The following is a 10088-nucleotide window of genomic DNA, read 5'->3' as shown; positions in this document are numbered from 1 at the left end:
TTGAACACTGCTAAGAAATAAAAAAATTACTCACTTTGTTAAAATACAAAAAAGCTTGAACACCTTGCAAATACAGGGCTTTCAAGCTTTTTATAGTTCTTAACTGTCAAAGATGAGATTTGGATCAGCACTGCCTGGGCGTTGATATTCTCACCTTTGTCATTAAATTGAATGGCGTCTTGAGGGAGAATGTGGTTAGTAAAGTTGGTTTGGGCGATGGCATCACGAAGTTTGTTTTTATCAGTGGACGCGGCTCTTTCTAAAGAATCGGCCAAAACCTTAATAGCTGTATAGCCGAACATGGCATGTGGGCTCATGTTATCATTGAACTTTTCTTTGTAAGCCGCAAGAACTTTTTCAGAGGCTTGGCTATTGGGATTCCAACGATAATTCACATCCATTAACCCTTCAGCACCTTGACCTAAATCCTGAATTATTTTGGGATCGCTAATCGCTCCATTGGCAATCCCAACGATTCCTTTGAATTTCAGGTTGCGTTCCCGAATTGCCTTCATTAATAAGGCCTGATCACGGTAATAACCGACACCGACTACTAAATCAGGATTCAGTCCGGCCAATTTGGTGACTTCTGAGCTCAGGGTAGCGGTGCTGGCCGCGTAGGGAATATCGCCGACAACGGTTAAGTCAGCTTTAGCAATATTCTTTTTGACATAATCCGCAAAGTAAGTTCCAAAGAGGGAGTTTTCATGAACGATGGCAATGGTTTTAATATCCGGTGTCTTAATTTCTTTCATATAACGCAGAAAATCGTTGCTGAAAGTATCTGCGTTGGGCTGAATGCGAAAACTGTACTTAAAGCCGCGTTCCTGAATATTGGTCGTGGCTGCTACTGTGATTAAGAACGGGGTCTGTGCTTTCTCAGCTTCCTGAGTAGCGGTAACCGTCGCACTACTGGTATATGTCCCTATTAAAGCTACCGCACCCTCGCGGATAAGCCTTTGAGCCTCACTTGCCGCCTTATCCGGCAAGCCCTGATTATCCCCGACGAGAAGCTTTAATTTCGCTCCGCCTAAAGATTTAATGCCGCCTGCCGCATTGATTTCATCAACAGCCAACTGGGCTGCGTTGGTAATTGCTTTCCCTTCATAAGCCATGCTTCCCGTCATGGGATGAATACTCCCAATTAAAATTTCTTTCACTTGAGATTGAGCACTATTATTGTTGTTGTTTGAAGCTTGGGACCCACACCCAGCAAGGCTAACAACCATAGTGAACACTAAGATTACCGCTAGAAACCACTTGAATCTTGACATCATGTAAATCCTCCTTTTTCCCCTCTAGTACACGTTTTCCACCCTTTGGCTTAAAAAATAAACTGCACGGATCACCCCCTTAACTTTCTGATATACTGTTCAGTTTTTATGTTGGTATTGCCTGTATGCTTTTCCGCATGGCGGAATGATCATAAAGTTTAAACCTTATGAGTTCTCCAGTTCGCAACGCCGTTCTATTTTAATGGTTACGATTCGAAGCTTACTTTCATCTTTCAAATCCCTTTCCACCCCAGCCTGATGGAAATATTTTTTGCAGTAACCGTTACTTGTTCAATTAACATTGGCAACCGCTCCTCTGTAAAACGAGACTCCGGACCGGAAATACTAAGTCCGGCAATGCAAATTCCCTCGTGATTACGAATCGGTGCCGAAACTGAAGCCGAGCCAATGTTTCTTTCACTATGACTCACGGCATAACCCCGTTCGCGAATAAGAGTTAATTCTTCAAGTAATTTTTCAGGTGTAATAGGAGTTCCTTGTACTGTTGAACCCAAATCTTTTGCCCGCACGATTCTTTCAATCTCTTTCCCGGAGAGATGTGCTAACAGCAATTTCCCTGAACCAGCCAACCAGAGGGGATTGCGGCCGCCAATTTGCACAAAATTTCTTACTGCCTCAGTACTTTCCACCTTCTCAATACAAACCCGTTCATAATCATCAACAATATTTAGGGTAACGGTCTCTCGGGTATTAGCACTTACTTCGCGCATAAGAGGTAAAGCAACTTCCCGCACTTCAAGTCCCGACACGACTGCATATCCTAAATCAAACAACTTAAAACCTAACCTGTACTTTTGATTTTGCAAACTCTGGACTACAAAACCCCTCTCTTCAAGGGTTTTCAAAATCCTATGCACTGTACTTTTATACATACTAAGCCTTGCGGCGATTTCAGATATTCCTAATTCGGGCTCATTTACAGAGAATGAACATAGGACATCAATCGCCTTATCAAGACTTTGAATCGTGCTCGAACCTTCCTTTTTCTTGTCAATTTGCATCGCAACAACCCCTTGCTTAAAATCTAAATCGTTCTACCTGTCAGAACGTTGTTCCATTTCCGTCTATTTAGATATTACTGATTTTTCTTAACCATCGCATTAATATTAGGTCCAATTGTTGAATATTGAGGATGAATGGTTGTTATTAGGACTTAAATGGTAAGTCGTAGAATCAAAACAGCATTGACAACTAACAACCTAACACTTATAATTAGGTTGTAAGTTGCTAGCGTCTATCGGGTTTTTATAAAGGAGGGATCTTGAAGCATGCTAAATGTTTGTTTGATCGGTTTGGGCAGAACAGGAAAAGAGATAGCAAAGATCCTCTTGCAGCAAGAAGACATGCGGCTGGTAATGGCCGTCTGCAGTGAACACAGTGCCAAAGATGGCAAGGACTTAGGTGAGATCCTCAACATACAAGAAACTGGAATAATCGTTGAAAGCTGCAGCAAGCTCGAGGAAAATATTCTAAAGAACAAACCGGATGTGGCCATTGATTTTTCAAATCCGGAAGCAACTTTGTATAACACCATGATTCTGGGCAAACACAAGATTCCTGTGGTTATCGGTACCACCGGATTCAATGAGTTTCAGAGCCATAAGCTGGTTTCCTTAGCCAGGTACTATAAGACGGGAATTTTACACGCTCCCAACATTACCATGGGGGTTAATGTCTTAATGGTGCTCACCAATCTAGCCGCAAGTATTCTTGAGAGTTATGACTGTACCATTACTGAATCCCATTTTAAGAATAAAAAAGATGCTCCATCCGGTACCGCCATCAAAATCGCCAAAGAGGTGGCCAAAGCCAGGTCGAATTCAACCGCTGTTCACGATCAAGACTACAGTGACATTCCCATTCATGCGATCCGGGCGGGGGGAATTATCGGGCACCATAAAGTGATCTTAGCCGGGGAATACGATCAAATCGAAATCTCCCATGAATCCTTTGCCCGGACTGCTTTTGCCATGGGCGCGCTTAAAGCCGTAAAATTCATTCATAACAAGGTTGGATTTTACGAAATGGATGATGTCCTCGATCTAAAAAATGTAGTGATGCGCTACTTAGAGCGGGAAAGCATGATTCGCAAACACCGTTATCTTAACTTTGACAGTCAATTTCTTGGAGCGAACGGTCTAAATGGGAACGATACTGATTTGGAATACGTAAAACCCGCAAATTAAAGTCACAAAACCCTTTTGAGATTATGGTATGAAGAAAGTGCTCAATCCCTGCAATAGGGAAAGAGCACTTTCCTTTCCTATATAACCCCTTCTTCTTTCATTGTAACAATCTCCTGCTCAGAATACCCTAAGCTTATTAGGATCTCCTCGGCATGCTCCCCTAACAGAGGAGGATGCAGTTTATATTCCGGCGGGGTTAAGGAAAGCTTAATCGGGCTTCCCGGGACTTTAACGCTTCCGGCCTTGGGATGCTCCAACTCAACAATCATGTTGCGGTGCTTCACCTGAGGATGGTTTACCACTTCAGAAATGTCGTTTACCGGGCCGCAGGGAACTTTGGCTTCCTCCAAAATCTTCAACCATTCGGCCACATCTTTCTGGGCAAATGTATCATTCAGTATGGCATTCAGTTCATCCCGGTGCTTCACCCGCATGACATTCGTGGCAAACTTCGGATCGTCCGCAAAGTCGAAATTCATCCCTTTGCAGAAGCGCTGCCAGATCGCGTCATTGCCGACAGCCAGGATAAAGTATTTATCCCTTGCTTTGTACGCCTGGTATGGAACAATACTCGGGTGAGCTGTGCCCATGCGTTTGGGCATCTGGCCGTTGGCCAGATAAGCAGCCGCAACATAAGTCAGCCAAGACACTTCTGTATCGAGCAGGGAAACATCGACGTACTGCCCCTGCCCGCTTTCCTTCTTTACTAGAAGGGCGGAAAGAATGCCCAAAGCTGCATACATAGCCGCTCCCAAATCAATTAAGGCGACTCCGATCCGGACCGGATTCCCGTCTTCCTCCCCAGTGAGGGACATGAGCCCGCCGATTCCCTGCATCATAAGGTCAAAGGCCGGAAAGCTTTGGAAAGGTCCGTCCTGCCCAAAGCCTGAGATCGAGCAATAAATGATATCCGGCTTCACTTTGCGTACGGATTCATAATCCAGACCCAGACGTTTGGTCGTTCCCGGGAGGAAATTCTCGATAATGACATCACATTCCGCCGCCAGCTTTAATAGGATTTCCCTGCCCTTTTCACTTTTCATGTCAACCGTGATGCTTTTCTTATTGCGGTTAATGCTTAAGTAGTACGTACTTTCCCCTTCGACAAAAGGCGGCCCCCAGGCCCGGGTCTCATCTCCTTTGCCCGGCATCTCCACCTTTATGATTTCCGCGCCCAAATCCCCCAACAGCATGGTGCAATATGGACCGGCCACCACTCTGGATATGTCAAGCACTTTTACTCCTGCAAGCGGAAGATTCATCTCTTAACCCTCCTCAAAAACCACAACCCCATTGTCCACGATCAGTTTGCCGTCCATCTTAACTGTGGGCTTATACACTACCATGTCCATATGCACCGGGGAGTAAACCGTGCCGCCATAACTGACATTGGCGCCGATGGCCATGTGCAGAGTGCCGCGGGCCTTCTTCTCTTCTTCAAAATCCCCGTTAAAGAGGCAGTCCGGATTAAGCCCGATTCCGAATTCTGCAACATTGGTGGCATTCTCCACTTCCGAGAAAATCTGATTCAGGCGCCTTGCGGCCACCGGGTCTCCCTCACAGCTAACAACGCGCCCGTTCTTGATTTCGAGCCGGACCGGTTCCGGATGACTGCCGATATAACAGATCGGGCCGTCAACCACCAGGGTTCCGTTCACGGTTCCTTCATCCGGTGCCTGGGATACCTCTCCATCGGAGAAGGCCATCTGCATCCCGGGCTTATGCGCTTTTCCGCACTCTACATAGACCACATTGGAAATATTGCCTTTAAGGTTTGTTCCCAAAGGACTGGTGATTTCAATGGTTTTGCTTTGACGCCATAAAGCGGCCAAACGCTCCCCCTCAGCATAAAGGCTTTCATAGTCCGCCAGCGCGCCTCCTTGAATCCAGTTGATCATATCGCGCATGACCATGGAGTTATGGCGGATTTTACCTTCTTTGAGCAAGTCCCAGATTTTCTGATTATAAATGGAAGCCCCGGAGGTACGGGTAATCCCAATACTTACATCTGCTCCCTCATAGGCTTTCTCAATAATTTTCGAGACATTGGTAGATTTTTGCCCGGGCATGCGGCTGGGAGTCATGCAAATGACATATTCCGCTCCCGCAGCCTGAACCGCACCTGCCAGGGCATACACCATCCGCATGTCGGTGGCAGTATCACAGACGATAATGACTTCTTCCCCGGGTTTAACTTCCATTAACTGCTTGATAATGCGGTCCGCCTGAACAGATGCTTCGATAATTTGACTCATTCCCTTTTTCCTCCTTATTTTTTTGAATTCTATTTTTCAAAATGTACTTTTTGATGAAATTTTATTTTCATGGAATTTTAAAAATTTTTCTTTAAGAATCTCCGGGGGGTACTTGTAAACGGAATTTACCTTGTTTACTGGGAGATGTAATCAGCCTGCTTCTTGATTTTAGCATTTCTAAACCGCACGCTGGCGAACATCAGCCCAACCAGTATGATCCCGATAATATCTGTCATCGTCCCTGGATCTACCAGCATCACTCCGCCAATGATTAACACAACCCGCTCCCACCATTTAACCGGACCCAGCAAATAGCCGCTTAATCCGCCGGCCAGTCCAATCATGCCGATGAAAGCCGTGATTAAGGCTTTTACTATCTCTATCCCTGTGACATTAACCAACACCAGAACAGGCGCGGTCGCGAAAATATAAGGGACAAGGTAAGCGGCAAAGGCAAGCCTGGTCGCATTGAACCCGGTCTTGATGGGTTCTGCTCCGGAGATTCCTGAAGCCGCGAAGGCTGCCAACGCAACCGGCGGAGTAACATCAGCCAAAATTCCGAAATAGAAAACAAACAGGTGAGCGGCAATGACAGGCACTCCCACCGACACCAAAGCCGGTGCTGCGATCGTTGCCTGGATAATGTAATTGGCCGTTGTGGGAACACCCATGCCGAGGATGAGAGAAGCAATCATAGTGAAAAACATGGTCAGATAGATGTTGCCATGGGATAGGGAAACAATACCTGTTGCAACCTTAAGCCCCACCCCGGTTAAAGTCACAATCCCAACCAAGATTCCGGCCGTCGCACAAGCTACGGCCACCGGCACGGCCGAACGGGCGCCTTCTTCTAGCGCTTCCAAAAACTCTGGGAAAGACATCCTCGTATCTTTACTAAACAAGCTGACGATCAGTGTAAGAATAATCCCATAAAAGGCGGCCTTCATCGCGGTTTGGCCGGAAGTGAGAAAGTACACGATACCGACAATAGGGAGCAATAAATACCATTTCTTTTTCAGCAATTCGGAAGCACGCGGGAGATCACTTTTCGGAATCCCTTTCAGGCCGGTGCGTTTAGCCTCTAAATGAACCATTAAGAAAACACCGGTAAAATAAAGAATGGCAGGAATTGCAGCGGCGGCGGCAATTTTAATATAAGGAAATCCGGTAAACTCGGTCATGATAAAGGCTGCGGCCCCCATAATCGGGGGCATCAATTGCCCGCCGGTTGAAGCGGCTGCCTCCACTGCTCCGGCAAATTCCTTGCGGTAGCCAATGCTTTTCATTAAGGGGATCGTTACCGAGCCCGTACCTACGACATTGGCCACAGAACTTCCGGAGACCGTGCCCTGCAAGGCGCTGGCAATAACCGCCGCCTTGGCGGGCCCGCCGCTATAGTGTCCGGTAACAGACACAGCCAGCGAAGTTAGCCAGTCACCAATCCCGGTTTTGCGAAGGAATGTGGCAAAGATCATAAAGAGAAAAATAAAAGTGGAAGAAACGGCTATCGGAACTCCAAAAATACCTTCGGTCGAAAGGAAGCTGTGCGTGAGAATTCTCGTAAAAGTAAACCCCCGGTGCCCCATAAAACCGGGTACCAGATAGCCGAAGTGACCGTAGAGCAAAAATATTACCGCCAAGGTTAGGAGCACCCAGCCAACGACTCGTCTGACCGCCTCCAGGACTAAGACGACTCCCAACATACTGATGATTAGATCCATACGGGTATAAGCCCCCGCCCGCATCGTAAGCGGCTCATAAAAAATCACATGATAACTCGCGACCATTGCCGAAAGCAAAGCTAATAAGTAGTCATACCACCGGATTTTGTTGCTGCGGTCCTTGCGTTTTAAGGGATAAAGGAGATAGACCAGCACCAAGGCGAAACCTAAGTGGGGCGCTCTTTGTAATGTAGGAGGAAACACTCCCATAGCGGCAGTATAAAGCTGAAGCAAGCTCCAGATGATAGCAAGGACTGCGACCACCCGGGCCATCGGTCCCCGCAGCCGCCTAAAGGCTGACTCACGGTCATATTTAGCCATTAATTCCTGCTGTTGCTCCATGGAGAGAGTTTCCACATCAGCAGCCATACTTTATCCTCCTCTCACACCGGATCTTGTTTCTTGCACACTTGGATCTTGTATTTTGGCAGAGACGCTACATGTCACACGCAAACATACAGCGTCTCTGTGATCGAATTTATCAACTTGCAACTTTTGTTTCAACACTCATTCATTCTATTTATTCAAATCATGCTTTTATGACGGAAGGGTTACCCCTTTTTCTTTGTAATACTTGATTGCTCCGGGATGAAGCGGAGTGGTTACACCCTGCAAAGCATTTTTGAGCAGGATTTCTTTCCCCATATTATGCTGCTTGGCGATTTCTTCGTTATTTTCATACATAATCTTGGTTAAGTTATACACTGTATCTTCATCCAAGTCTGAGCGGGCATAAAGCACGGATTTCAAAGATACTGTCTGAACGTCTTTATCAACGCCTTTATAAGTATTGGCCGGGATCGTGTAGGGCGCGACCAACGGGAATTTGGCCATCAGTTCTTCAAGCTTCGGGCTTTTTATTTCTAAGAAACGGATGGCTTTGGTGGTCGTGACATCTGTAATAGCCGAGGCCGGCACCCCGAGCACATTCCAAGCGGCATCAAGATGCCCGTCTTTGAACTGGTCGACGGCATCGGCAAAAGTGGCATAAATCGGAGTATAATCTTTATTAAAATCTAAGCCATACACCTGAAGAATTGCTTTGGTCGTCACTTCCGTTCCGCTGCCGACCGGACCAACCGCAACCTTTTTACCTTTGAGGCCGCTAATATCCTGGATATTGCTGTCTGCCGCCGCAAACCCCTGCAAGACCTCGGGATAGATGGCGCCAAGCGCTAAGAATTTCTTCTGGGCGCCTTCTTTGAACGACCCTACCCCTTTATAAGCATCTTCAGCCACATTATTCATCGCCAAGGCGATGTCGGCATCCCCGCTGTTAAGCAGCCGAATATTTTCGACTGAAGCCCCGGTGGATTGGACCGTCACATTAATCTTGCTGTCATGGGCATTCCACACTTGGGCCATAGCCCCACCCAACGGATAATAGGTACCTGCAGTGCCGCCGGTTGCAAACAGAAGCTCCTTTTTCTTGGCCGGAGCGGACGAGGAATCCGTGCCGCCGCCGCATCCGCTCAATGTCAGGGCGAGCAATGAAATACCGGCGAGAATCGCAATTCTTCTCTTTTTCATTTCTTTTACCTCCCTCTCCAAATTTTATTAATATTGTCTATGAAAATATTATTGCACGTATTCATTATTTTTGCAATATTTTTTTCGCCAATATCACAAATGTTCTGAACTTTTTTCGCAAAAATTAGGTTGTCACACACCGGAGAATGACTTATACTTTATTTGGTATGATTAGGAAATGAAAGGACGGAGAAAGAGCCATAGAACCGCAAATCTCAGTTTTACATAGGATTTCCCAGCTCTACGGCCAGATGAGCGCTTCCCACCAGGCTTTGGCCGATGTCATTATTAAAGACCCGCAGGAGGCCGCCTTTTACAATGTCGGCGAACTGGCCCGGACTGCAGGTGTCAGTGAATCCACCGTAACCCGTTTTGCTGTTTTTCTCGGGTATTCGGGATTCCCCGCGCTTTCACGCGAGCTTCAGGAAATCGTCCGTTCCAAGCTTTCCACCGGAGAACGGTTTCGCCTGTCGCGCAAAGTCCAAAACGATGAGGATAGGGCTGCGGTCAGTTTTTTTGAAGAAGATTTACAAAACATCCTCATGACTATAGAGCGAATTGATCTCGAGTCTTATAAGCGCACGGTCAATTCTCTTCTAGCCGCCCGCCGCGTCGGCATCGCCTGTGCACGCAGCTCGGTTTCCCTAGGCCTGTTTCTTGAGTTTTATCTTAATTTACTGAACAAGGATGTGATTCTCTTTACCGGAGAGCCCCGCACCTTGGATCTGCTTGAACGTTTCGGGCCGGAAGATGTTGTAATCGGGATCAGTTTTGCCCGCTATACCCAGTTTACGGTGAAGTGTCTAACCTATGCCAAAAAAAAGGGGGCTAAAATCGTAGCCCTTACAGACTATCCATCCTCACCCCTGGCTGTACAGGCTGACGAAGTTCTCTTAACCCCTACCGGCATCGCTTCCCACATGGACTCATTCGCCGCACCGCTCTCGGTCATTACCGCTCTGCTGAGATCGATGGCTTATAAAGTTCCTGAGCAGGTTGCGCAGGCCTTAAATGATCAGGAGGATATTTGGACCGGCTTTGATGTCTATGTTCACCCAAACAAATAAGTTGCGCATTCATTGCATGCATAAAAACAAGGGG

Annotated in this window: 8 protein-coding genes; 2 read left to right on the top strand and 6 right to left on the bottom strand. The window is 46.8% G+C overall.

Annotation, left to right across the window (positions count from 1 at the left end):
- Nucleotides 1–38 precede the first annotated feature (38 nt).
- Together J0X21_RS15470 and J0X21_RS15465 are read right to left on the bottom strand one after the other, a co-directional pair.
- Nucleotides 39–1274: an ABC transporter substrate-binding protein gene (locus J0X21_RS15470; protein WP_206813109.1), complete on the bottom strand. Its 1236-nt coding sequence runs from the start codon at nt 1272–1274 to the stop codon at nt 39–41.
- A 233-nt stretch (nt 1275–1507) separates the two neighbouring features.
- A complete protein-coding gene (locus tag J0X21_RS15465; RefSeq protein ID WP_206813108.1) occupies nt 1508–2296 on the bottom strand; it encodes an IclR family transcriptional regulator in 789 nt (262 codons plus the stop codon).
- A gap of 267 nt (nt 2297–2563) precedes the next feature.
- Here J0X21_RS15465 and dapB point away from each other — a divergent pair, with 267 nt between their 5' ends.
- A complete protein-coding gene (gene dapB, locus J0X21_RS15460; protein ID WP_206813107.1) occupies nt 2564–3481 on the top strand; it encodes a 4-hydroxy-tetrahydrodipicolinate reductase in 918 nt (305 codons plus the stop codon).
- A 77-nt stretch (nt 3482–3558) separates the two neighbouring features.
- Here the strand turns inward: dapB and J0X21_RS15455 are convergent, their stop codons facing one another.
- From J0X21_RS15455 to J0X21_RS15440, 4 genes are all read right to left on the bottom strand, one after another.
- The gene (locus tag J0X21_RS15455; RefSeq protein ID WP_206813106.1) at nt 3559–4743 is read right to left on the bottom strand and encodes a CaiB/BaiF CoA transferase family protein; all 1185 of its coding nucleotides are present in this window, start codon (nt 4741–4743) and stop codon (nt 3559–3561) included.
- A gap of 3 nt (nt 4744–4746) precedes the next feature.
- Nucleotides 4747–5736 (bottom strand): aminopeptidase, encoded by a 990-nt coding sequence (locus J0X21_RS15850; protein WP_236006297.1) that lies wholly within the window; start codon nt 5734–5736, stop codon nt 4747–4749.
- A gap of 134 nt (nt 5737–5870) precedes the next feature.
- Nucleotides 5871–7826: a TRAP transporter permease gene (locus J0X21_RS15445; protein ID WP_206813105.1), complete on the bottom strand. Its 1956-nt coding sequence runs from the start codon at nt 7824–7826 to the stop codon at nt 5871–5873.
- A 168-nt stretch (nt 7827–7994) separates the two neighbouring features.
- Complete coding sequence (locus tag J0X21_RS15440) at nt 7995–8987, bottom strand: TAXI family TRAP transporter solute-binding subunit (protein WP_206813104.1); 993 nt, start codon at nt 8985–8987, stop codon at nt 7995–7997.
- A 200-nt stretch (nt 8988–9187) separates the two neighbouring features.
- On the opposite strand from J0X21_RS15440, the gene J0X21_RS16140 reads away from it, so the two are divergent.
- The gene (locus J0X21_RS16140; protein ID WP_328813061.1) at nt 9188–10054 is read left to right on the top strand and encodes a MurR/RpiR family transcriptional regulator; all 867 of its coding nucleotides are present in this window, start codon (nt 9188–9190) and stop codon (nt 10052–10054) included.
- The last annotated feature ends 34 nt before the right edge of the window (nt 10055–10088 follow it).

The organism is Paradesulfitobacterium ferrireducens (assembly GCF_017310645.1).
GTDB classification, from domain to species: Bacteria; Bacillota; Desulfitobacteriia; order Desulfitobacteriales; family Desulfitobacteriaceae; genus Paradesulfitobacterium; species Paradesulfitobacterium ferrireducens.
The sequence above is the reverse complement of the archived record's forward strand: the minus strand, read 5'-3'. Positions and strand labels throughout refer to the sequence as shown.

Excerpts from the sequence above, each read along its gene's own strand:
- J0X21_RS15470 (WP_206813109.1), bottom strand. The coding sequence starts at position 1,274 with ATGTCAAGATTCAAGTGGTTTCTAGCGGTAATCTTAGTGTTCACTATG.
- J0X21_RS15465 (WP_206813108.1), bottom strand. The coding sequence starts at position 2,296 with ATGCAAATTGACAAGAAAAAGGAAGGTTCGAGCACGATTCAAAGTCTT.
- dapB (WP_206813107.1), top strand. The coding sequence starts at position 2,564 with ATGCTAAATGTTTGTTTGATCGGTTTGGGCAGAACAGGAAAAGAGATA.
- J0X21_RS15455 (WP_206813106.1), bottom strand. The coding sequence starts at position 4,743 with ATGAATCTTCCGCTTGCAGGAGTAAAAGTGCTTGACATATCCAGAGTG.
- J0X21_RS15850 (WP_236006297.1), bottom strand. The coding sequence starts at position 5,736 with ATGAGTCAAATTATCGAAGCATCTGTTCAGGCGGACCGCATTATCAAG.
- J0X21_RS15445 (WP_206813105.1), bottom strand. The coding sequence starts at position 7,826 with ATGGCTGCTGATGTGGAAACTCTCTCCATGGAGCAACAGCAGGAATTA.
- J0X21_RS15440 (WP_206813104.1), bottom strand. The coding sequence starts at position 8,987 with ATGAAAAAGAGAAGAATTGCGATTCTCGCCGGTATTTCATTGCTCGCC.